At 69.0% G+C, this 20,717-nt stretch carries 20 protein-coding genes and 1 riboswitch; of the genes, 3 read left to right on the top strand and 17 right to left on the bottom strand.

The annotated features are described in order from the left end of the window. Positions 1 to 9: 9 nt before the first annotated feature. From K9U41_RS08415 to K9U41_RS08400, 4 genes are all read right to left on the bottom strand, one after another. Entirely contained in the window at positions 10 to 702 is a 693-nt protein-coding gene (locus tag K9U41_RS08415) for a DUF938 domain-containing protein (RefSeq protein ID WP_282640393.1), read from the bottom strand. A 96-nt stretch (positions 703 to 798) separates the two neighbouring features. Continuing rightward, on the bottom strand, positions 799 to 1,842 hold the full coding sequence (locus K9U41_RS08410; protein ID WP_282640392.1) for an alpha/beta fold hydrolase: 1,044 nt from the start codon (positions 1,840 to 1,842) through the stop codon (positions 799 to 801). 66 nt (positions 1,843 to 1,908) lie between these two features. Then, a complete protein-coding gene (locus tag K9U41_RS08405) occupies positions 1,909 to 3,132 on the bottom strand; it encodes an acyl-CoA dehydrogenase family protein (protein ID WP_282640391.1) in 1,224 nt (407 codons plus the stop codon). Between the two features lie 35 nt (positions 3,133 to 3,167). Beyond that, entirely contained in the window at positions 3,168 to 3,419 is a 252-nt protein-coding gene (locus K9U41_RS08400) for a hypothetical protein (RefSeq protein ID WP_349237839.1), read from the bottom strand. A gap of 540 nt (positions 3,420 to 3,959) precedes the next feature. Between K9U41_RS08400 and K9U41_RS08395 the strand changes: the two genes are divergently transcribed. Next, positions 3,960 to 5,318, top strand: coding sequence for an LLM class flavin-dependent oxidoreductase (locus tag K9U41_RS08395; RefSeq protein WP_282640390.1), 1,359 nt, complete (start codon positions 3,960 to 3,962; stop codon positions 5,316 to 5,318). Between the two features lie 75 nt (positions 5,319 to 5,393). Here the strand turns inward: K9U41_RS08395 and K9U41_RS08390 are convergent, their stop codons facing one another. Genes K9U41_RS08390 through K9U41_RS08380 form a run of 3 tightly spaced genes read right to left on the bottom strand, consistent with a single transcriptional unit; the run spans position 5,394 to position 8,360 of the window. Beyond that, positions 5,394 to 6,206, bottom strand: a complete 813-nt coding sequence (locus K9U41_RS08390; protein WP_432715757.1) for an ABC transporter ATP-binding protein — start codon at positions 6,204 to 6,206, stop codon at positions 5,394 to 5,396. After that, on the bottom strand, positions 6,200 to 7,204 hold the full coding sequence (locus K9U41_RS08385) for an ABC transporter permease (RefSeq protein ID WP_282640389.1): 1,005 nt from the start codon (positions 7,202 to 7,204) through the stop codon (positions 6,200 to 6,202). The genes K9U41_RS08390 and K9U41_RS08385 overlap by 7 nt, the downstream gene beginning before the upstream one ends. 10 nt (positions 7,205 to 7,214) lie before the next feature. After that, positions 7,215 to 8,360, bottom strand: a complete 1,146-nt coding sequence (locus tag K9U41_RS08380) for an ABC transporter substrate-binding protein (RefSeq protein WP_282640388.1) — start codon at positions 8,358 to 8,360, stop codon at positions 7,215 to 7,217. 239 nt (positions 8,361 to 8,599) lie between these two features. On the opposite strand from K9U41_RS08380, the gene K9U41_RS08375 reads away from it, so the two are divergent. Both K9U41_RS08375 and K9U41_RS08370 read left to right on the top strand, forming a co-directional pair. After that, positions 8,600 to 9,166 carry an isochorismatase family protein gene (locus K9U41_RS08375; protein ID WP_282640387.1) on the top strand — a complete coding sequence of 189 codons (567 nt, stop codon included), beginning with the start codon at positions 8,600 to 8,602 and terminating at the stop codon, positions 9,164 to 9,166. Continuing rightward, positions 9,163 to 10,167: a GlxA family transcriptional regulator gene (locus tag K9U41_RS08370; protein WP_282640386.1), complete on the top strand. Its 1,005-nt coding sequence runs from the start codon at positions 9,163 to 9,165 to the stop codon at positions 10,165 to 10,167. The genes K9U41_RS08375 and K9U41_RS08370 overlap by 4 nt, the downstream gene beginning before the upstream one ends. A gap of 125 nt (positions 10,168 to 10,292) precedes the next feature. On the opposite strand, the gene K9U41_RS08365 is transcribed toward K9U41_RS08370, so the two are convergent. The 10 genes from K9U41_RS08365 to K9U41_RS08320 form a co-directional block, all read right to left on the bottom strand. Further along, entirely contained in the window at positions 10,293 to 10,994 is a 702-nt protein-coding gene (locus K9U41_RS08365) for a DUF6925 family protein (RefSeq protein ID WP_282640385.1), read from the bottom strand. 26 nt (positions 10,995 to 11,020) lie between these two features. Further along, positions 11,021 to 11,806, bottom strand: coding sequence for an ABC transporter ATP-binding protein (locus K9U41_RS08360; protein WP_282640384.1), 786 nt, complete (start codon positions 11,804 to 11,806; stop codon positions 11,021 to 11,023). Then, on the bottom strand, positions 11,803 to 12,792 hold the full coding sequence (locus K9U41_RS08355; RefSeq protein WP_282640383.1) for a FecCD family ABC transporter permease: 990 nt from the start codon (positions 12,790 to 12,792) through the stop codon (positions 11,803 to 11,805). The genes K9U41_RS08360 and K9U41_RS08355 overlap by 4 nt, the downstream gene beginning before the upstream one ends. An 11-nt stretch (positions 12,793 to 12,803) precedes the next feature. After that, positions 12,804 to 13,757, bottom strand: a complete 954-nt coding sequence (locus K9U41_RS08350) for an ABC transporter substrate-binding protein (protein WP_282640382.1) — start codon at positions 13,755 to 13,757, stop codon at positions 12,804 to 12,806. A gap of 7 nt (positions 13,758 to 13,764) precedes the next feature. Continuing rightward, positions 13,765 to 15,795 (bottom strand): TonB-dependent receptor plug domain-containing protein, encoded by a 2,031-nt coding sequence (locus tag K9U41_RS08345; RefSeq protein ID WP_282640381.1) that lies wholly within the window; start codon positions 15,793 to 15,795, stop codon positions 13,765 to 13,767. A 106-nt stretch (positions 15,796 to 15,901) separates the two neighbouring features. Continuing rightward, positions 15,902 to 16,100: riboswitch (cobalamin riboswitch) on the bottom strand. 119 nt (positions 16,101 to 16,219) lie between these two features. Further along, entirely contained in the window at positions 16,220 to 17,446 is a 1,227-nt protein-coding gene (locus K9U41_RS08340; protein WP_282640380.1) for an ABC transporter substrate-binding protein, read from the bottom strand. A 5-nt stretch (positions 17,447 to 17,451) separates the two neighbouring features. Continuing rightward, positions 17,452 to 18,381: a branched-chain amino acid ABC transporter permease gene (locus K9U41_RS08335; protein ID WP_282640379.1), complete on the bottom strand. Its 930-nt coding sequence runs from the start codon at positions 18,379 to 18,381 to the stop codon at positions 17,452 to 17,454. A gap of 5 nt (positions 18,382 to 18,386) precedes the next feature. Further along, on the bottom strand, positions 18,387 to 19,244 hold the full coding sequence (locus tag K9U41_RS08330) for a branched-chain amino acid ABC transporter permease (RefSeq protein ID WP_282640378.1): 858 nt from the start codon (positions 19,242 to 19,244) through the stop codon (positions 18,387 to 18,389). Beyond that, positions 19,244 to 19,954 carry an ABC transporter ATP-binding protein gene (locus K9U41_RS08325; RefSeq protein ID WP_282640377.1) on the bottom strand — a complete coding sequence of 237 codons (711 nt, stop codon included), beginning with the start codon at positions 19,952 to 19,954 and terminating at the stop codon, positions 19,244 to 19,246. Before K9U41_RS08325 ends, K9U41_RS08330 begins: the two co-directional genes overlap by 1 nt. Next, positions 19,951 to 20,717: ABC transporter ATP-binding protein (locus tag K9U41_RS08320; protein ID WP_349237838.1), on the bottom strand; the 767-nt coding region annotated here is incomplete at its 5' end. The genes K9U41_RS08325 and K9U41_RS08320, both read right to left, overlap by 4 nt.

Raw genomic sequence — 20,717 nt, 5'->3', positions numbered from 1 at the left:
GGCCGCCGCTCAGGCTTTGCCGAACAGCAGGATGAAGTTGTTGGCCGGCAGGTCGATCCGGCGCTTCAGCACGATGCCGTGGGGCTCGGCCGCCTTCTCCAGGTCGCGGACGTCCTTGAGGCCCCATTCGGTGACACCGGCCGCGAGGATCTCCTTGTCGAAGGCCTCGTTGGAGGAGGTGGTGTAGGTCCCGTCCAGCTTGAAGGGGCCGTAGATGGCCACGAAGCCCGAGGGCTTCAGCAGCCTGGAGGCGAGGTGGGCGATGCCGTCGGCGATGGAGACCGGAGCCACCTGGAAGATGTTGATGACGAAGATGGCGTCGAACAGCCGGTCTTCCGGGGCAGGCCAGGAGGCGGGATCGGTGAGGTCGATGCGGATGGGATCGGCGACGTTCGCGTTGCCGGCGTCGGCCCGCTTCGCCTTGATGGTTTCGAACACGTCCACGTCATAGTCGGACGGCTGGAAGCGGACGCCGGGAAAATGCGGCGCGAAATAATTGACGTGCAGCCCGGCGCCGCTGGCGAGTTCAAGGGCGTCTCCCGCGGTGGGAAACAGCTCCTTGAACACGCCGAGGATCGGGTCCTTGTTGCGGTTCCCGGCCCAGGCGACATAGGGGCTGAGCGGATAGGGATCAATGTCCGGACGGGCGTCGGTCGCGGTGGCGTTCCGGGTCTTCAGCACGGCGTCGGTGGCGCTGGTCATGGCAAATCCTTGGCGTTTGAGGCGGGGCAGATCGGGCAGGCAGCGGGCGCGGGGTACGAACGTCGGCGCGTCCGGCCGAAGCGGCGGAGGGCTCGGTCAGTTCGCCAGAAGTTCGGCGAGGTGCCGGTCGATGGCCGTGTTGTATCCGGCGTCCACGCCGAACAGGGCCAGGTGGCCCCACACCGAGGAAATGGTCCGCAGCGCGCTGTTGGGGATGAGTGCCTGCTCCGCCGCGATATCCTTCAGGGGGAAGAACACGTCTTCCTCGATGGCGATGACGTGGGTCTTCGCCTTGATGCGTGCCAGCGCCGCGGGAAGGTCGCCTCCGGCAAGGCGCCCGACATCGTTGTTCCGCCATTTGGTGGCGAGCAGGACAAGATTGTTGGGGTCCTGCGGCAGGAAATGGTTCTCCACGAAGCCGGTCACGAAGTCGTCCGTGGTCGAGAAGCCGAGGCCCCGCCATCCCGCCGTGTTGAACAGCTCCTGCGTGAAGCCGGAGGCGGCGAAGACCCGGCCGTGACGCCTGAGGCCGCGATGCACCTCGCCTGCGTCCCGGTACCAGCCGCCGTCGAAGGCCGGGTCGCTGGTGATGGCGTCGATGAATGTCTCCACCAGCAGGCGGTTGTGCGCCGTGCCGCGCGCCGTGCCGGCGATGGGCGCGGCGCGGCGCACCGCATCGGGAAACCGGACCGCCCATTCGAACGTCTGCTGGGCGCCCATGGAGCCGCCGAGGACGAGGGCGAGGGAGGTGATGCCGAATTTCTCGGTCACCAGGCGGTGCTGGGCGCGCACGTCGTCGCCGATCGTCACCTCAGGGAAGCGGGCCGCGTTGAAGGGGGAGGGGGCGTTGCTTGGCGCCGAGGACAGGCCGTTTCCGATCTGGTTCACCAGGATGATGAAGTATTTCTCCGGGTCGAGCGCCCGCCCGGGGCCGATATAGGCCCATTCCAGGATCTTGTTCGTGCCGGAATACCAGGTGGGAAACAAGATGGCGTTCGTTTTGTCCGCCGAGAGGGTTCCGAACGTCGCATAGGCGAGCTTCAGGCCGCGCAGCGTGGCGCCGCTTTCCAGCTCGAAGTCGCCCAGGTCAAACGTCTCGAACGGGCCGTGAATATCCCGGGAATAATAGGCCTTGGTCATGAAAATACTCGTTGTGGCGGAAAATATCGAAATGAAAGACTTTTTCACCCCTTCACTTCAGGCGGCTCACGGCTGGCCCACGCGATAGGGTCCGGGCGGCCAGGTGCCGTTGACGGCGAAATCGCCCACGATGCGCTCGCGATAGATGCGGGGATTATGGGAGGAGAGGGTGCGGGCGTTGCGCCAATGCCGGTCGAGGCCGACACCCCGCTTTGCCGCCGAGGCGCCGAGGGCGTCGAACAGCAGGGTCGTGGCCTCAAGCACCAGCGTGGTGACCACCGTGACCCCCTGGTTCACTTCGAGGTCCGCCACCGCCACGGACAGATCCTGCGTCTCCGCCACGTCGGTGCCGCGCGTGTCGTAGACCCGCTGCAGGGCTTCGGCCGCCCTGAGCACCGTGGCCCCGGCGCCATAGGCATTCGCCCGCACCTTTCCGACCACCTGGAGGATCTGGGGATCGGCCCCGACGCGGTCGGCATTGCCGTGGCTGAACACCCGCTTGCGCGCATTCACCAGGCGGGCGACATCCCCCGCCGCGGCGCGGCCGATGCCGGCGAGGGTGGCGAGGTGGACGAGCTGGTAGAAGGCGACGGAATAGCGGAACCGCTTGCGCAGCGGGTTCACCAGGTCGTTGGAGATGGTGACGCCGGAGAACTTCGCGGTGCCCGAGGCGGTGAGCTGCTGGCCGAAGCCGTCCCAATCGTCCTCGATGGTGACGCCGGGAGCGCTGGTGGGCACCTGGGCGAGGATGAAGTCGCCGTTCTCGTCGTCGGCGCCGAGATTGATCCAGTCAGCGAACAGGGAGCCCGTTGTGTAGTATTTCTCCCCGTCGATATGCCAGGTGTCGCCATGACGCACGACGCGGGTGGAGAAATGACCCACCTTGTTGTCGCCGGCTTCCGAAAACCCGCTGCCCGAGGTCTCCCCGGCCGCAATCCGCTTCACCCACCGGTCCCGGTAGTCCTTGAACGGTGAGTTCAACACTTCCTCGGTGAAGCCGAAATGGGCGCGCAGCGCGTTGGTCACGTTGGGATCGGCTTCGGCAAGCTCGATGAGCAGGTTGAACAGCTCCGGCAAGGTGGCGCCGAAGCCGCCTTCGTCCTGGGGCAGGCGCAAGGTGGTGAAGCCGGCGTCCTTCAGCCAGGAAATCTCCTCGCGGGGCAGGCGGTGCGCGATCTCCCGCTCCACCGCGCTGTCGCGGATGCGGCGGAAGATGGGGCGGAACGCCTGGGCGAGGTCCTCGTAGCGTGGGGTCGGGCCGGCGCCCCATGCGTCGTCGATCTGGCTCATGTCCTCGTGTCCTCAATGCCGGAAAAAGGGGGGTCTCAGGCGCCGGTCGCGACGCGGGAGGAAGCGGCGGATGCCGGGGCGTGGTGGCTTTCCGGTCGGTCGCTGAACGCGGGCACGTCCGCCAGGGAGACAGCGTCGAACGTGCCGCGCTCCGCGATCTGCGCGATGCGCACGTAGTGGCCCACATCGGCGAAGGCCGAGGGATCGCTGGAAGGCGCCCGCCATGCGGAACTGTAGAAGCCCGCTTTCAGGATATTGACGTTGAGGTGCAGGGTGGGCCCGGCCATGGAGGGGTCCTTCGGCCGACGTGGATATGCGGCCTCGCAAGGGGGACGCCGCATATCCTATCCCATGAATCAAGTTTGTCTATAAAAATAATAGAAAATAACAGGGCGTGCGTCCAACGAGCCGTGACGGCGCCGGCTCCGTGCACCTGGAACAGTGCGTCCACCCTCTCGTTCCCCCCTGCCGTGAGGGTTGAGAAAAAGGGTGTCGAGCGTGTCCGGATCTGGGCGATGGAGGCGGCAAAGCGCACGCGTCACGAACGCCTGATGCCGTGGTCGCACGCGAGATCGAACTGGGCGCGCCCTCGGCTTTGGCTTTGCTGGCCCGGCACGCCGAACGGCCACCAATGGCCACCTGGGCAGACGCGATGACGCAACGGAATATTGTCTGCCAATAAAGTATATTGATTTTGTCGATTTAGTGAGCCACCTTGCGGCTTCGGCCGGCCCTTGGTCCGGCCTGCTGCACCCCCGGTTCGCGCCTTTCGCCGGTCCTGCCTCGCCGGCCGCAGGCGCCCAAGTCCGACCTTTGGAGGCGGAGAGATGAGTAAAGCCCGTCAGATCAAGCTCGGTGCCTTCCTGATGACGGATGGTCACCATGTGGCGGCCTGGCGCCATGCGCGCGCGCCGGCGAATGCCAATGTGCGCGTCGATCACTTCCTGCGCCTCGCCCGCATCGCCGAAGCCGCCAAGTTCGATGCCATCTTCCTGTCCGACAGCCTCGGCGTGCGCGACACCAATCTCGATTCCGTACGGCGCACCTCGCGCAACGTGGGCTTCGAGCCGTTGACGCTGCTGTCTGCCCTGTCGGTGGTGACGCACCATATCGGCCTCATCGGCACGGCCTCCACCAGTTTCAACGAGCCGTTCCACATCGCCCGCAAGTTCGCCTCCCTCGACCTCATGAGCGGCGGGCGTGCCGGCTGGAATCTCGTCACCTCCTCCGGCGAGGAGGAAGCGCGGAACTTCAACCTCGACCACCATGTGCCCCACGCTGATCGCTACGACCGCGCCCGCGAGTTCGTGGATGTGGTGAAGGGCCTGTGGAACACCTGGGAGGACGACGCCTTCATCCGCGATCGGGTCACCGGCGACTTCTTCGATGCCGGCAAGCTCCATGTGCTCGACCATCGCGGCAGGCACTTCAAGGTGAAGGGGCCGCTCAACGTCGCCCGCTCGCCGCAGGGCCATCCGGTGATCGTGCAGGCCGGCGCGTCCGAGGATGGGCGGGATCTCGCCGGGGCCAGCGCCGAGGCCATCTTCTGCGCCCACCGCACCCTGGCCGAGGCGCGCGCCTTCTATGCCGACATCAAGGCCCGCGCGGCGAACGCCGGCCGCGACCCCGACCATGTGAAGGTGATGCCGGGGGTCTTTCCCGTCATCGGCCGCACGGCATCGGAGGCGCAGGAGAAGTTCGAGGAGCTGCAATCCCTCATCCATCCGGCGGTGGGGTTGCAGCTGCTCTCGACGGTGATGGGCGTGGGCGACCTCAGTGGCTACGACGTGGACGGCCCGCTGCCGGACCTGCCCGAGACCAACGGCCCGAAAAGCCGGCAACAGCTGGTGCTGGACGCGGCGCGCCGCGACAACCTCACCATTCGCCAGCTCTATCTCTCCATCGCCGGGGCCCGCGGGCACTGGCAGGTGGTGGGCACGGCGGAACACATCGCCGATCAGCTGGAAGAGCGCTTCCGCAAGGACGGCGCCGACGGCTTCAACATCATGGCGCCGCATCTGCCCGGAGGTCTTGAGGACTTCATCGAGCAGGTGGTGCCGATCCTGCGCAAGCGCGGCCTGTTCCGCACGGAATACGAGGGCACGACCCTGCGTGAAAATCTCGGCCTGCCGTTCCCGGAGCATCCGGCGACGCGGCGGATACCCGCCGCCGAGGCGGCGGAGTAGTCCCGGCGCGCAGGGTTCCAACGGTCCACAATGGAAAACGGGGCGCTTGGGCGCCCCGTTTTTATTCTTGTGGCCTCACCAGGTGGCATCGAGCCCCAGCAGGCCGAGCAGATGGTGGCGCAGTTCGGCAAGGCGTGGGTCGCCGCGGTGGCGCGGATAGGGCACGTCGACGGTGACGTCCGCCTTGACGCGGGCCGGCCGGTCGCTGAACACGATGACCCGCTGCGCGAGGAAAAGAGCTTCCTCCACGTCGTGGGTCACCAGCAAGGCGGTGAAGCGGGCGTCCTGCCAGAGCTTCAGCAGCTCCGCCTGCATGGTGATCCGCGTCAGCGAATCGAGCTTGCCGAGCGGTTCGTCGAGCAGCAGCAGGCGCGGCTCGTTCACCAGCGCGCGGGCCAGCGCCACGCGCTGGGCCATGCCGCCGGAGAGCTGGCGGGGATAGGCGCTCTCGAAGCCCGAGAGCCCCACCAGCGCGAGGGCGGCCGCCACCCGGCCCCCTTGCGCCCGCAGCAGGCCACGCGCCTCCAGGCCCAGGGAGACATTCGCCTCCACCGTGCGCCACGGATAGAGGGTGGGGTCCTGGAACACGAGGATGCGCGAGGGATCGGGATCGCGGATCGCGGTGCCGTCCGCCGTCACGCGGCCTTCGGTGGCGTGATCGAGGCCGGCCACCAGCCGCAGCAGGGTAGACTTGCCGCAGCCGCTCGGCCCCAGCAGGGCGACGAATTCGCCCGGCGCCGCCGAAAAGCTGACCTGCCGCAGCACCGGCAGCGGCGCGCCCTCCAACTCGAACTGGTGGCTCACGCTTTCCACGTCGAGGCGGATGCCGCCGAGGCCGAGGGTCAGGGGTACCGCTGGGGCGGCGTGGGAGAGGGGTCTTGTCACCACCGCACCAGTTCCTTCTGCCAGGCGAGGAGATGGTCGCGCAGCTTGAACAGCAAGGTGACGAGGCTGGAGCACATCAGCGCCATCACCAGCAGCGCGGCGTACATGTTGGCATACGCCGCCCAGCCCTGCGCCCATTGCAGGTACCAGCCGAGCCCGGCCTTCACCCCCAGCATTTCCGCCACCACCAGCACGGCGAACGAGGTGCCGAGGCCCATGAACAGGCCGACGAAGACGTGGGGCAGAGCGGCGGGAATGGCCACCTTCAGCACCAGGAAGCGCTGGCTCGCCCCCAGGGTGCGGGCGATGTCGTAATAATCCTTGTTGACCGAGGCGATGCCCGACCAGGTGAGGATGGTGACGGGAAAGCCGGTGGCGAGGGCCAGCAGGAACACGCTCGCGCTCCAGCTGGACGGGAACAGGAAGAAGGCCACCGGCAGCCATGCGGTGGCCGGCAGCGGGCCGATGAAGCGCAGCACCGGATGGGCCCAGTAGCCAGCGATCCTCCACCAGCCGATGGACACGCCGAGGGTGACGCCGACGGTGGCGCCGATGACATAGCCCCAGGCGAGCAGCTTCAGGGAATGCACCACGCTGAGCCCGAGCTTGGGCCAGTCGTCGAGATAGACCTCCAGCAGGGCCTGCGGCGGCACGAAGAAGGGGCGCGGCAGGATTTCGAGCTTGGCGGTGACGGCTGTCCACGCGATGAGCCCGATGGGCAGCAGCAGTAGCCACGGCCCCCAGTGGCGCAGGGACTTGAAGGGAAGCCCTGCGGCCGGACCCGCGAGGCTGGCGGCGAGGAGAAGGCCGCCGATCGCCGCGACGCCCAGCGCGAATTCACGCGTATAGGCGAAATCGTCCGCATCGGGCATGAGGCCGGCATAGGCCGCCGCCGCGAGCCACGCCGCGCCCGCCGCAAGTCCCGCGATCCAGAGGGAGGGGCGTGCCGTGGCGCCGCGGGCGGGCGCTGCCGCCGCGGCTTTGACAAGCTGGTCGGTCATGTCTTTCCCCTCAGCTCAGCACGTCGGCATAGACCTTCTCGGCGAACCGGGCGGTGTTGGTCGCGGGCTTGAAGACCTGGACCAGCTTCAGTTCGTCCGCATAGAGCGCGATCTGCCGCTTGAGGTCGGCGCCCACCGGGCTGTGGTGGTGGTCCTGGCTCTTCAGCATGGCCACGAGGTCCTCCTCGGAGCCCTTGCCGCCGTAGCCGGAGAAGACACGGGCGGCGAGTTCCGGGTCGGTCCCCGCCTTGTGGGCGCCCTCGAGAATGGCGCGGGTGAGCGCGGTGGCCACCGGTTTCTCGTCGCGGATCAGGCTGCCGCGGACGCCGATGATGCAGCAGGTGCGGTCGACGTATTTCTCCGAGAGGTTGGTGGCGAGTTCCACCAGCTTGCCCTTGGACGCCTTGATCCAGATCCAGGTCCGCGGATCGGCGTCGGCAAGGGCGTGCGCCTCGCCCTTGTCGATGGCAAGCGGCAGCGCCTCCAGCGGATACTGGCGCCATTCCACGTCGTTGAAGGGGTCGATGCCGTGCTCGGCCAGGTAGATGGAGAAGAAGTTCTTGCCCGGCGAAGCCTGGTCCGAGACCGCGATGGTCTTGCCTTTGAGCGCGGCGACGCTGGTGATGCCCGCCTCGGCGTTGCCGAGCAGCCTGAGGCACCCGCCGTGCACGCCGGCGGTGATCTTCACGTCGAAGCCCTGCTCCAGAGGCTTCAGCCAGCGCAGCGCCATGCCGATGCCCGCGTCCGCCTTGCCGGTGGCGATGGCTTCGAGCAGCTGTTCAGTCGAGCTGCCGAAATTGACGAAGTCCACGTCGAGGCCATGGCGGGCGAAGATGCCCGTCTCCTTGGCGACGGGGGCCGAGGCGGTGCAGATGGCGCTGGCGTTCCAGGCAAGCTTCAGCGGCCGCAGCGGGCCGGTGGGCGCGCTGCCGTCGGCGGCGGTCAGGCAGAGGGGGAATTGCGCGTCGATTGCGGCGCCGATGGGGGCCGGCGCGCCGAGCAGGTTCGCGGCGAGCACACGGCCTCCGACCCCGCCGATCGCCGTCGCGGCACCCGCGGCAAGTCCGTAGCGCAACAGGTGGCGACGCGAGGTGGAGCGCACGTCGTCGGAGGCGGCGGGCACGCGCTTCGAGCCAGGCGTTGGATCTGTCGGCATGGAAATCTCCGGAATCGGTTGTAAATTAAACTATATAAAATTAATCGACTTTATGTACTAATAGTCAAGCGCCACGAGCGGGCGCCGGGCGGTATTTTCTCCCCCGGGTCCGGCGATCGAGCGGGAAGCTTGTCTGTCACGATTGGCGTGAAGTGTCCGAGCCCTGTCCGGCATCGGCATTTCGGTGTTATTTCTGCTGCACCATGCTCTGCGGAAGCCTGTTCTAGGAGATGCCTGCAATGTCCGCAGCCGACACCGCCTTGATCGTGATCGACGCCCAGGAATCGTTCCGTCACCGCCCGTTCTTCACCGAGGATGGCCTCGCCGCCTATCTTGCGCGCCAGCAGGCGCTGATCGACGGCGCGCGGGACGCGGGCATTGCCCTCGTCCAGGTCTTCCACACCGCCGAGGACGGGCCCTTTTCCGAGGCATCGGGCCTGGTGCGGACGTTGGAACCGCTGCGTGTCGCGCCGGACGCGGTGTTCCACAAGCGCCGGCACAGCGCGCTGGTGGGCACCGGCCTCGATGTCTGGTTGATCGCGCACGGCATCCGTCGCGTCATCATCTCCGGCATCCGCACCGAGCAATGCTGCGAGACCACGGCGCGCCACGCATCCGACCTCGGCTACACGGTCGATTACGTGGGCGAGGCGACGCTGACCTTCCCCATGACCGATGCCGCCGGCCGCGACTGGAGCGCCGCCGAGATCCGCGCCCGCACCGAACTGGTGCTCGCCGGGCGCTTCGCCCGCATCGCCACCGTGGAGGAGGCGCTGTCGGACGCCGGGGACAAGATCGCCGCATGACCGACCCGGCTCAGCGCACGCGGGAGATTCCCGTCGTCATGGTCGTGCCGCCGCGCGCGCTGCTGCTGGATATCGCCGGACCCATGGAGGTGCTGCGAAAGGCCAATGCCGCGCAGGCGGCGGTGCGCTTCGGCCTCACCTATGTGGGGCCGTCGCCGGGCGTGGGCAGTTCCATCGGCCTCGGACTGGCCGGGATCGCGCCGCTTCCGCAGACGCTTCCTGACGGGGCCCTGGTGGTGATCCCCGGCGCCGCCGACCAGCCTGTCGGCGCCGCGCCGGACTGCCGGATGGAGGATGCGCCGCTGGAGGCCGCCATCGTGGCGTGGCTCGCCGGTGTGATCCGGCCCGGCGTGCGGCTCGTCTCCATCTGTTCGGGCGCCCTGCTGGCAGCCCGCGCCGGACTGCTGGAAGGCTATGAATGCACGACGCATTTTGCCACCATCGGCGAGCTTGTGCGTCTCGCGCCCACCGCACGGGTGCGCGAGAACCGGCTCTATGTGGACGATGGCGAGCGCCTCACCAGCGCCGGTATCACCGCCGGCATCGACCTGATGCTCCATATCGTTGCGCGGGAGGCCGGCCATGGGGCGGCGCTGGCGGTCGCCCGTTATCTGGTCGTCTATCTGCGGCGCGGCGGCGCCGACCCCCAGCTCTCGCCCTGGCTGGAGGGCCGCAACCACATTCACCCCGCCATCCACCGCGCGCAGGATGCGGTCGCCACCGACCCGGCCCGCGACTGGTCGGTCGAGGCGCTGGCCCGTATCGCCGTGACCAGCCCGCGCAATCTCTCCCGCCTGTTCAACGCTCATGCCGGCATGAGCGTCACCGAATATGTGAACCGGATGCGGGTCGCGCTGGCGCGGGAACTTGTCATCGGCTCGCGCCTCGACCTGGAGCATGTGGCCGAGCGCGCGGGTTTTGCCTCGACCCGGCAGTTCCGCCGGGCCTGGTCCCGGCTCCACGACGGACCTCCCAGCCGGATGCGGACGGGCCCGTCCTGATGTTCGATCTTCACCCCCACCGAACCGGCACCTTTCCGGGCAGGGAGGCGCATCTCCTCGAACGCGACGGGCAGGTCGTCGGGCGGTTCCGTGAGCGTTCCGTCACCTTGAGCACGGACGCCGGCCTACGCCTCCGGGGTCGGGTGGACGGACAGGCACGGCACCAGCCCTTCCGGAATGGGAACGCTGGCCCCATGGGTGCGCCCGTGGGCGATGAGTTTCGGCAGTACATGGGTGTGCGGGCCGTCGGGGCTGACGCCTCCGGGCGGAGGGATCGGCTGGAACACCTCGATGCGCCCGAGGGCGGAGGCGAACACGCGGTGCGGGCTGTGCTCCACCATCGCCGCCATGAGGCCGGGTGCCACGAAGGCGGGCGTTCCTTCGGCGGCGCTCAGCGCGGCAATCAGAGCCGGGGCACGGGTGCGCACGCAGGTCTCAACGCTCGCAAGGCCGAGGCCGAGATCGAACAGCAGGGCGTCGCGATCCTCCTCCCGCAGGGCGTCCGTGTCGGGGCCGATCCGCGTCACCACCCCGCGGCCGGCGCGGGCGGCGGCGCCCTCGGGCAGGCAGGCTGCGCGCGCCCGCACCCGCCGCTCGGCGTGGCGGGACGGCATCGCGTAATCCACGAGCACCGTGGCGGGATGGCGCCGGACCGCAAGGCCGCCGCGCGCCGTGACGACCGTCAGGACATCCGCCCCGGTCTCGATGGCGGCCGCCTCGCCGGGATCGCGCATGAATTCGGCGATGGCGCCGAAGATGCCGAGGCTCCAGCCGGTGCGTGGGTCGAGCGCGTGGCGCGTCAGGGCGTCGAATGGATCTTGGATCATCGGATCTTGGATCATCGGGTTTGGGGTCATGCCTCGGGCTCCTTGCGGTCGGGCGCCCGGTCGTGGCGGCGCCAGGGCAGGATGAAGGGCTCCCCGCCGAATTCCCCGCGCTCCAACGTGACGCCATAGGCCTCGGCGACGCGATCCGCCGTAAGCACGGCGGCGGGCGGACCCTCGGCGATGAGTCCGCCGCCCTTCATCAGGGCGAGGCGATCGCAGAAGCGGGCGGCGAGGGTGAGGTCGTGCAGCACCGCCACCACCGCGGTGCCGGCGCGGGCGGTGGCGCGCAGCAGCTCCATCACCTGCAATTGGTGGTAGGGGTCGAGGGCCGCCACCGGCTCATCGGCGAGCAGCACGGGGGCTTCCACCGCCAGCGCGCGGGCGAGCAGCAGGCGGGCCCGCTCGCCGCCGGAGAGGGAGCCGGCGGACCGTCGTCGCAGGGGCGCCAGTTCCACCGCATCCATGGCCCGTTCGGCGGCGGCATCCACGCCGGCGGCGCCGTGGGGCAGCCGGCCCAGCGCCACCACCTCCTCCACCGGGAGGGGCCAGTGGATGCGCCCATTCTGCGGCAAATAGGCGAGGGTGCGGCCCAATGCGCGACGGCCGATATCGTCCGCCGTGCGCCCGCCATAGGTGACCGTGCCGGAGGCGAGCGGATCGAGGCCGGCGAGGGCGCGCAGCACGCTGGTCTTGCCCGCGCCGTTGGGGCCGATGAGGCCGAGCATCTCGCCCGGCCGCGCGGCGAGGGAGAAGTCGCGCACCACCAGTGCGCCGCCGCGCTTGACGCTGATGTGGCGCGCCTCCAGCATCATTCGCCGTCCACCTTCAGGTGCCGCAGCAAGGCGAGGAAGAAGGGTGCGCCGATGAGGGCGGTGACCACCCCGAGCTTCAGCTCGGGCCGGGTCGGAATGAGCCGCACCGCGATGTCGGCCCCCAGCGTCAGCGCCGCGCCGGCCAGCCCGCTCGCCAGCAGCAAGCGTCCGGGCCGATGGCCCACGAAGGGCCGCATGAGGTGGGGCATCACGAGGCCCACGAAGCCGATGGCGCCTGCCACCGCTACACTCGCCCCCACAGCCATCGCCGTGCCGCCGATGACAAGGAGCCGCACCCGGCGCAGGGGAAAGCCGAGGCTCGCCGCCGCATCCTCGCCGAGGGTCAGCGCATCGAGGGCGCGGCCGGTGGTGAGCACCAGTGCCCAGCCCACCGCCATGAAGGGTAGGGCCAGCGCCACATGGGCGAGGCTGCGATCCGACAGCGAGCCCATGAGCCAGAACACCACCTCCAGCGCCGCATAGGGGCTGGGGGCGAGGTTCAATGCCAGCGCGGTGAGGGCGCCGGACAGGCTGCTCAGCGCCACGCCGGCGAGGATCAGCGTGGCGGTGCCCGCGCCCCGTCCGGCCAGTGTCAGCAGGAAGGCGGTCGACAGCCCCGCGCCGATGAGGCCGCCCAGCGGAAGGGCCAGGGCGAAGGCGGAGGAGAAGCCGAAATAGAAGGCCACCACCGCGCCCAGCGCCGCCGCGCCCGAGACGCCCACCACGCCGGGATCGGCCAGCGGGTTGCGCATGAGCCCCTGCAGCGCCGCGCCGGTGATGCCGAGGCTGAAACCGACCGCCGCCCCGAGGATGGCGCGCGGCAGGCGCAGCTCGGCGAGCACCAGGGCCGGCAGGGTCTGCCGCCCGGCGGCGAGATCGGCGATCGCGGCTCCAAGGTCGATGGGCGCACGGCCCACCGCCACGGAGGCGGCGAGCAGCACGGCCACGCCGGTGCAAAGGGCGGCGATCAGCAGAGTGTGGGACATGGGGGGAACGGTCATCGGGCCGCCGGTGCCGGCACGGCGGGCATGGCGGCTTGGATCGCCGGTCGGCTGAAGGCTGGCGCCGACGGGCGCGCCCCGTGCGGGGCGTCGGGCGCCGTCGCCTGTGTCGCTGCCTGGGTCGCCCCTTCCATTGCTCTTTGCGCGGCCTCCGCCAGCCGCTCCGCCGCCTGCGCCAGCTCGGGTCCGGCGCAGGCCCACAGGCGGATGGGCAGGGCCACGGATCGTCCCGTGCTGCGGAAGGATGCGAGCGCGGGGTGGGTGAGCAGATCGTCCGCCAGCGAAGGCGGCGCGTCGGGCGCGGCGTTCACCACCAGCACGTCGGGCTGGGCCCAGACCACCTCTTCGAGCGACAGCTGGCCGAGGCGGTCGGTGGAGAGCCGTGCCGCCAGATTGTCGAGGCCGGCCCGGGCCATCACCTCGCCGGGCAGGGAGCCCCGGCCGGCGGTGAAGCCGTTGGGCCGCAGCACGATGGCCGAGGGCGGCCGCGCCACCGGTGGCGGCAGGCGGGCAAAGGCCGCCTCCATCTGCCCCACCAGCGCCTCGCCCCGCGCCTTCGTGCCGAGGCGCGCGGCGACGAGCCGGATCTGGGCATAGGCCTCGTCCAGGGTCTGCGGCACGCCCAGCTCCAGCACATCGAGGCCGAGGCGCCGCAGCAGGGCGGTGGTGGTGCGGGTGGTGAAGGCGCCGACGATGACGAGGTCCGGCGCCAGCGGCACGATCTCTTCCGCCAGGCCCCGGTTCACCGGCACCTCTTGCGCCAGGGCCGCCACGTTGGAGCTGCGGGGATCGCGGGCGAGAAAGGTGACGGACGCCACCTGTCCCGGGTCCGCGAGGCGCAGCACCAGTTCGTCCGCGCAGAGGTTGAGCGAGGCGACGCGCGCGGGCTTGGCCTGCGCGGCGCTGGCGCAGAGCATGAGGACGAGGAGCGCCGCCGCCAGCTGTTTCATGCCGTCCTCAATAGGTGAGCCGGAGCCCGCCATAGGCGCCGAAGCCCGGAGCGAGGAAGCCGTTGGGGTTCTCGTAGGTCTGGTCAAACAAATTGTCGATGCGCGCGAATACCATGGCATGGGTGGTGAGCTTGTAGTTGGCGGCAATATTGACCACCGTATAGCCCGGCTGGTCGATGTAATCCGCCGTGAGCCGCACGATGTCCCACCAGGACGAGGCGTAGACCAGGCTCGCCGAGAGGTCGAGCTCGTCGGTGGGCCGCCAGCCCAGCGTCACGCTCACCTTGGTATTGGGGCGGCGCAGCGGAGTGCAGGAGGTGATGTCGATGGGCGCGCAGGCGGCGCCGAACGGCTGGCCCACCGGCATGTAGCCCACCACATGGGTGTAGGTGTAGTCGACCCGCACATCGATGCGGTCTGTCACCGCCACCGCGACGAAGGTCTCCGCGCCCTGCGTGGTGGCGCTGGAAATATTGACGTTCTGGTAGGTGGCGGGATCATAGCTGATGAGGTTGGTGATGTCGTTGTGGAAATAGGTGGCGCCGAAGGTCACCCGCCCGCCCCACAGCTGCTGCTCGAAGCCGGCATCGTAGCCCGTGCTCTCCTCGGGCTTGAGCTCGGCATTGCCGTAATAGGGCGCGTAGAGCTGGTAGAGCGAGGGCGCCTTGAAGCCGGTGCCGTAGCTCGCCTTCAGCTTGGTTCCCGTCTCCGGGAACAGAAGGGCGGGGGCGAGGCGGAAGGTGGTGTGGTCGCCGAAGGTGTCGTCATCGTCGTAGCGGATGTTGGCCGCGCCGAAGAAACGCTCGCCGAGGGAGCCCTGGACCTCGCCATAGGCGCCGGTGTTGCCGGTGGAGGCGTCCATTTCGGTATAGGCGGTCCGGGAGGTCATCCCCTCGTTGCGCCGCTCCAGGCCCATGAGCAGGTTCTGCCCCGGCGCGAGGGCAAGGTTCGAGCGCAAGTAATAGATCTGCCGGTCGCCTTCATACTGCCCGTTCACCGCGGTGTTGGGGCCAGAGGTGGGGTTCGACGTGGTCATGGCGCTGGCGCCGAAGGTGGTGACGAGGTGATCGTCGAACGCGTTCCACACCCCCTCGCCCTTGGTGAAGAACATGCTGGCGAGGCTGGTGGAGGTTTCCGCCGCGGGGATGCCCTCATAGGTCGGCGGCGGATAGGTGTCCGGCGTGAAGGCGAGGCGGCTGTCGATGTAGCGGGCGATGAAATTGACCGCGAGCGCATCCGCCGCCTGATAGTCGAGGCGGGTGGAATAGGTCCAGTTGTCGTAGGCGTTGGAATGGGTGGGGTAACCGAACGGCACCAGATTTTGTGGCGTCACCGGAATGTCGGTGGACGAAAAATGCGTGACGTTGAAGGAATAGGCGAGCTTGTCCGTGGACCCGCTCAGCGCCGCCGCCTGGTTGAAGGTGCCGAGCGCGCCGCCCTCCACATGGCCCGTGACCTTGGCCGGCCCGTCGCCCTTCTTGGTGGTGACCGAGATGACGCCGCCGATGGCGTCCGAGCCGTAGAGGCCGCTCTGGGGGCCGCGCAGCACCTCCACGCGGGCCAGGTCGGTGGCCAGCAGCTGCCCGAAATCGAAGGCGCCGTTGGGCGTGGAGGGATTGCCGGCGTCGATGCCGTCGATCAGCACCTTCACGTGGTTGGAATTGGTGCCGCGGATGAACACCGAGGTCTGCCCGCCCGGCCCGCCGGTCTGCACCACATTGAGCCCCGGCAGGGACTGGAGCACATCGGGCAGGGTGCGCTGCTGGCGGCGCTCGATATCCTCGGCGGTGACGACGCTGACCGAGCTTGCGACCTCGTTCTCCGGGGTCGGGATGCCGGTGGCGCTGACCACCAGTTCCGGCAGGTCGATGGCGTTCTGGTCGTCGGTGGACTGGGCCAGGGCGGGGGTGCTGGCGCAGGCAAGCAGCAGAAGCGCGGGAGCGAGACGCCCGGGGGCGAGGTGCAACTTGGCGCAACGCAATGGGATGCGAACGGCGCGCGCGGCGCCGGCAGTCGGGCAGGGGAGGGCGGCAGGCATGAGGCCTCGGCGGGACGAGTGGTCCGTCACCGCGAACGAGGCATCCCCGCGGCAAGAAAGCCGCCGGGATCAACCACCATCAGGACACCCCGCCCAATGTGCTCGCGCGTGACCACGGCTGACGGCAGGTCTCCTGGCTCACGGGTCATTGTCCTTCCTGCCGCCTTCCCAGACCGTGAGGCCCAGTGGCTGATGGCAGAGGACTCGCCGCTTACAGTTGCGGGGGCAGCCGCGGCATCGCCGGTTGCCCGACTCACCGCGTTCCCTTTTGATCCCTTGCGGGAACCGTCGCTTATGACGCTAGCGTGTGCGGTCTGGAGGCGTCAACCGGTAACTTGTGAGCCTGGCAGGGCTGGCTGCAGTGGCGATGTGGACCACCCTCTCACTCCGTCATAGAGCCCGCGCCCGCCGGACGCGCCCGGTGTCACTGCTCGGCGTCGGAGGTGGTGGTGGTGAGGAGCACGTCCTTGTCGCCCTCGATCTCATAGAGTGCGAAATCGCGGCTCTTCAGCATGCCGTTGGGCAGGAAGTCGGCCGAGGAACTGGCGCCGTCGTAGTTGATGGCCTTGCCTTCCGCCAGCAGCTTGGCGCCCTGCGCGAAGGTGGTCACGCGCGCACCGGGGCCGTTCGCCACCTTCATGATGTGCTCGGCGATCCTTGGACCTTCCGTGGACCTGGCGCTGGCGATGCCGAGCAGCAGCAGGTTGATTTCGTCATAGGCGGCGCATCCATACGGATTCTGCACCTGCCCATTGGGTTTGAGACCCACGAGGTCGAGGTAGGCGTCGTAGGTGTCCTTGCCCACCGGCGGCACGGGCGAGCCGTGCAGGATGCCGTTGGCGGCGGTACCTACCGCCTGCTTGAACTGGGGGCCGACGGCGAAGGACAAGGCGAAGACCTTGCCCTGGTAGCCGCCGCGCACCAGCTCGCGATACACCGGCGTGAGGTCGGTGACATAGCCGGCGAGGAACAGGGCCGGCGCCCCGGAATTGATCAGGCGTTCCGCCTCGGCGCGATAGGAGACCTGGTTCGGATTGTAGTAGAGCGGCTCGCCGACGATCTTGCCCCCCACCTTCTCCAAAGCCTTGCTGAAGCTCTCTCCCATGGAGGCCGCGAAGTCGTTCTTCGGGCCGGCGAAGGCGATCTTCAGCTCGCCGCGCTTGGCGGCGAGATCGGCCAGCGCCACGGACCAGGCCTTGTTGAGCGGCTGCAGGTTGAAGCACAGGCCCTTCTTGTCGCCGTTCGGCAGGGTGTCGGACGAGCCGGTGAAGATCTGGACGACGTTGGCTTCCTGGCACAGCGGCATGATCCCGAGCGTCACGGACGAGGCCCAGGTGCCGATGATGGCGCTGACCCGGTCGGCGTCGATCATCTTGCGTGCGGCGCGCACCGCAGCCTCGGGATTGGTCTCGGAATTCTCGGAGATGAGCACCACCTGGCGGCCGAGCACACCGCCCTGCTTGTTCACGAGGTCAACCACCGCCTTGTGCGCCTGCACCTTCTCCGGCCCGTAAGGTCCGCCACCGCCGGACAGCGGCACGAGGCTGCCGATCTTGATGGGCTCGGACTGGGCGAGGCCGTGGCGCAGCAGCGCCGGCGCGGCGACGGCGAGGGTCGATCCGGTGAGGAACAGCCTGCGTGTGACGTCCATGACCATTATCCTTTCAGTGCGGGGCGGCGGGTGGCGGGCATGACGGGGGTGTGCCGGGGCTCGGGCAGCAGCCCCTCGGGGCGGAAGCGGATGACGAGGATCAGCACCGTGCCGATGACGATGAAGCGCAGCGCCGACACCTGCTCGGCATCAAGGAAGCCGAGCCATGGGGTCAGGAACCGGCTGCCCTCGTAGATGGTCACCACGGCCAGCGCCCCGACCACGGCGCCGCGCATGTTGCCCGGCCCGCCGACGATGACCGACATCCACACCAGGATCGCCACCGGGGTGGTGAAATTGTCGGGGGTGATGGTCTGCACGTAGTGCGCATAAAGCGAGCCGGCGGCGGCCATGAGCATGCTGCCGATCACGAAGGACTGGAGGCGGTAGACAAAGACGTTCTTGCCCAGGGTGGCCGGCACCAGTTCGTCTTCGCGGATGGCGCGGAGCACCCGGCCATAGGGCGTTCCGGCCAAGCGCAGCATGAGCGCGAGGGTGACGGCCACCCCGGCCAGGACGACGCCGAGCACCATCCACGCATTGGCCGTGCGCCCGAAATCGGCGAGGACGGGGCGCGTCATGATGAGCAGTCCCTTGGGGCCGCCGGTCAGCCAGTCCTCGTTGTTGAAGATGAGCCGGACGGTTTCGGCGAACCCCAGGGTGACGATGGCGAGGAAATCGCCGGACAGGCGCAGGCAGAGCAGCGCCAGCAGCCCCCCGGCGACCGCCCCGGTCGCCATGGCCACGGCGAGGCCGCCGACGAAGGGGGCGTGGAAGCTCTCGGTGGCGATGCCGCTCGCATAGGCGCCGAGGCCGAAGAAGCCCACCACGCCGAAATTGACGAGGCCGGTGAGCCCGAACTGCAGGTTCAGGGCAAGCGCCAGGATGACGTAGATCCCGGCAATGGTGAGGATGGCGACGAGATAGGCATCCATGGCGCTTACTTTCGATCCACCGCGATGCCCAGCAGGCCCTGGGGGCGCAGCAGCAGCACGAGGGCGATCACCACGAAGCCGACCGCGCCCTTGTAGGTCGGCGTGAAGTGGGCAGCGGTGAGTTCTTCCGCGAGGCCGATCACGACGGCGCCGATCGCCGCTCCCAGCGGCGAGCCGAGCCCGCCGACGATGGCCGCCGCGATCACCGGAATGGCGATGGCCCAGTTGAGGTTGGGATCGATGGCAAGGTCCACGCCCACGAGCGTGCCCGACAGGCCGAACAGGGCGCCGGCGACGATCACCCCGAAGGCTTCCACTCCAGGCACCGGCAGGCCGCGCACATTGGCGAGGGACGGATTGTCCGCCACCGCCCGCAGGGCCCGGCCGATGGGCGTGAAGGTGAGCAGCGCGCCCACGGCCAGGGTGGCCACCAGCGATATGGCGATGACCGCAAGAGTCTCCTTCGGCACCCGGAGGCCGGCGAACATCAGCGGACCGGTGAGCGGCAGGTCGAAGCCCTTCACCTGGGCGCCGAAGCAGAAGCGGACGATGTTCTCGATCACGAAGGACAAGGCGATGGACACGAGGAGCAGCGTGCCGCCGCTCCGCCCGCGCAACGGCCGGAAGACCACCCGGTCGCTGAGGGCCACAGCGCCGGCGCACACGCCCATGGCGCCCACACCCCCGGCCCAGAGCGGCAGGCCGAGGGGTGCGTTCAGCGTCCAGGCGGCGAAGGCGCCCACGGTGACGAAGCCGCCGGCCGCGAAATTGGCGTAGCGGAACAAGGTGAAGATCAGCGTGAAGGCGACCGCCGCCGGCGCGAGGATGGCCGCGGTGGCAAGCGCATTGATGAACATCTGCATCAGGCAGCCTCTCCGAAGAAGAGAGCGCCGAAGTCGGGCTCCTGGGCCAGAACTGCGGCGCTGCCGGCCCGGACCACCCGGCCGTCCACGAGGACCAGGGCCCGGTCCGCCCGCTCAAGGGCCGCGCGGGCGTTCTGCTCGACGATGAGGATGCCGAGGGCGGCCGCGGCGGCGAGCTGGCGCAGCACGTCCAGCATTTCGCCGACCAGCAGGGGCGAAAGGCCGGCGGTGGGCTCGTCCACCAGCAGCACCCGGGGGCGGGCCATCAGCGCCATGGCGAGCGCCACCATCTGCCGCTGGCCGCCGGACAGGCCGCCGGCCCGCTTGTGCATGTAGGGGCGCAGGGTGGGCAGCAGCGCCGTCACCTCCTCGCGCCGCTGCGCGATGTCCTTGCAGCCCCAGGCGCTGACCGACAGGTTCTCGCTGACCAAGAGGGTGCGGAAGACGTTGCGGTCCTGCGGCATGAAGACTGCGCCGGCCTGGGCGCGGGCCGCCGGCGAGAGCGGGGCCAGGTCCCGGCCGTCCAGCGTGAGCGTGCCGCCGGTCACCTTCGCCACCCCTGCGATGGACTTGAGCAGGGTCGACTTGCCGGCTCCGTTCGGCCCCACGAGGGCGACCATCTCGCCGGGGGCGACCTCAAAATCGACGCCGTGGACGATGTCGCCACCGCCATAGCCGGCGCGCAGGTTCTGAAGGCGCAGCAGGGTCATGCGGCCTGTCCCAGATAGGATTCGATGACGGCGGGATTGGCGGAGACGTGGGCGAAGCTGCCCTCCGCGAGCACGCGGCCGGCGGCCATCACCACCACGCGCGAGGCCAGGGCGCGGATGAACCCGATATTGTGCTCGATGATCACGAAGGTCTTGCCGTGTTCGTGGTTGAGACGCTGAATGAGCAGCGCGATCTCTTCCACCAGATGCGGCGCCACGCCGGCGGCGATCTCGTCGAGGAGGATGGTGTCCGCCCCTGCCATCAGGCAGCGCGCCAGCTCCAGCAGCTTCTTCTGCCCGCCCGAGAGATTGGATGCGGGCTTGGCCTCGTGGTCCGAGAGCGAGACCTGGGCCAGGACCTCGCGGGCCCGTTCGGTGGCGGCGCGCTCGTCGCGGCGCACGGCGGCGGGATGGAAGAGCGCGCCCGTCAGCCGCTCGCCGGCATTGGCGGGGGCGGCGAGGAGCACGTTCTCCAGGACCGTGAGCTTGTCCAGCTCGCGGGCGAGCTGGAAGGTGCGCACCAGGCCCAGCCGGGCGAGGCGGTGGGGCGGAAGGCCGGTCGCCTCGACGCCGTTCACCACGAGACGCCCGGCATCGGGCTTGAGCACGCCGGACATGAGGTTGAACAGGGTCGTCTTGCCGGCCCCGTTGGGGCCGATGAGGCCGAGGATCTGTCCCGGTTCCACGAGGAAGGAGACGCCATCCACGACGGTGACGCCGCTGAAGCGCCTGGTGAGCCCGTTGGCTTCGATGCGGGGCCTGT

Source organism: Xanthobacter autotrophicus, assembly GCF_029991245.1.
Classification (GTDB): domain Bacteria; phylum Pseudomonadota; class Alphaproteobacteria; order Rhizobiales; family Xanthobacteraceae; genus Xanthobacter; species Xanthobacter autotrophicus_C.
Note: the sequence above shows the minus strand (reverse complement) of the source record. Positions and strands in the feature narration are given on the sequence as shown.

Coding starts and splice junctions, on each gene's coding strand:
- K9U41_RS08415 (WP_282640393.1), bottom strand. CDS start 702: ATGACCAGCGCCACCGACGCCGTGCTGAAGACCCGGAACGCCACCGCG.
- K9U41_RS08410 (WP_282640392.1), bottom strand. CDS start 1,842: ATGACCAAGGCCTATTATTCCCGGGATATTCACGGCCCGTTCGAGACG.
- K9U41_RS08405 (WP_282640391.1), bottom strand. CDS start 3,132: ATGAGCCAGATCGACGACGCATGGGGCGCCGGCCCGACCCCACGCTAC.
- K9U41_RS08400 (WP_349237839.1), bottom strand. CDS start 3,419: ATGGCCGGGCCCACCCTGCACCTCAACGTCAATATCCTGAAAGCGGGC.
- K9U41_RS08395 (WP_282640390.1), top strand. CDS start 3,960: ATGAGTAAAGCCCGTCAGATCAAGCTCGGTGCCTTCCTGATGACGGAT.
- K9U41_RS08385 (WP_282640389.1), bottom strand. CDS start 7,204: ATGACCGACCAGCTTGTCAAAGCCGCGGCGGCAGCGCCCGCCCGCGGC.
- K9U41_RS08380 (WP_282640388.1), bottom strand. CDS start 8,360: ATGCCGACAGATCCAACGCCTGGCTCGAAGCGCGTGCCCGCCGCCTCC.
- K9U41_RS08375 (WP_282640387.1), top strand. CDS start 8,600: ATGTCCGCAGCCGACACCGCCTTGATCGTGATCGACGCCCAGGAATCG.
- K9U41_RS08370 (WP_282640386.1), top strand. CDS start 9,163: ATGACCGACCCGGCTCAGCGCACGCGGGAGATTCCCGTCGTCATGGTC.
- K9U41_RS08365 (WP_282640385.1), bottom strand. CDS start 10,994: ATGATCCAAGATCCATTCGACGCCCTGACGCGCCACGCGCTCGACCCA.
- K9U41_RS08360 (WP_282640384.1), bottom strand. CDS start 11,806: ATGATGCTGGAGGCGCGCCACATCAGCGTCAAGCGCGGCGGCGCACTG.
- K9U41_RS08355 (WP_282640383.1), bottom strand. CDS start 12,792: ATGTCCCACACTCTGCTGATCGCCGCCCTTTGCACCGGCGTGGCCGTG.
- K9U41_RS08350 (WP_282640382.1), bottom strand. CDS start 13,757: ATGAAACAGCTGGCGGCGGCGCTCCTCGTCCTCATGCTCTGCGCCAGC.
- K9U41_RS08345 (WP_282640381.1), bottom strand. CDS start 15,795: ATGCCTGCCGCCCTCCCCTGCCCGACTGCCGGCGCCGCGCGCGCCGTT.
- K9U41_RS08340 (WP_282640380.1), bottom strand. CDS start 17,446: ATGGACGTCACACGCAGGCTGTTCCTCACCGGATCGACCCTCGCCGTC.
- K9U41_RS08335 (WP_282640379.1), bottom strand. CDS start 18,381: ATGGATGCCTATCTCGTCGCCATCCTCACCATTGCCGGGATCTACGTC.
- K9U41_RS08330 (WP_282640378.1), bottom strand. CDS start 19,244: ATGCAGATGTTCATCAATGCGCTTGCCACCGCGGCCATCCTCGCGCCG.
- K9U41_RS08325 (WP_282640377.1), bottom strand. CDS start 19,954: ATGACCCTGCTGCGCCTTCAGAACCTGCGCGCCGGCTATGGCGGTGGC.